At 40.9% G+C, this 474-nt stretch carries 1 protein-coding gene; it reads right to left on the reverse strand.

Going from position 1 to position 474, the window contains the following annotated elements; genetic code table 11:
• A partial coding sequence (locus H3T54_RS11795) for a hemagglutinin repeat-containing protein (protein ID WP_198222675.1) occupies positions 1 to 474 on the reverse strand: 474 nt, incomplete at both ends.

Consider the following 474-nt stretch of genomic DNA (forward strand, 5'->3'; position numbering starts at 1 on the left):
AACCATTTTCTTTACCTTTGGATTGACTGGCGGCCAGCTCAAGTGAAAAGCCATTTTGCCCGCCCACTAATCCAAAGCCAACACCGGCACCATAGTGACTGCCTGAATCCGTGCTTTTCAATTTTTCAGTGCTGTTTGCTGAGTCAAATTTGATATCATTACCCGCATTGAGATTGACATCTTTACCTATAATTTCAACGCCTTTGCCTTCAATATTTTCTTTTGCATTGATATTCACATTTTGACCAGCATGAATAACTGTACCGGCTTGAGTATGACTGTTATACTCTGTTTTTTGTTTTGAATTATCAGCGGTTATGCTTGCGTTGACTTTAATCAAAGAAGAGCCACCACCATTAGCATTACTCTCCGCATTTGCTGTTGGTTGATTTACTTCTACCGGTGCATCGGACATATTTAAATCAGCTTGTGCCGCATTTACACCGGCTTGTGCCATATAAATAGCGGCTAAAC

Origin of the sequence: Gilliamella sp. B14384G10 (genome assembly GCF_016101685.1) — a bacterium.
GTDB lineage: Bacteria > Pseudomonadota > Gammaproteobacteria > Enterobacterales > Orbaceae > Gilliamella > Gilliamella apis_A.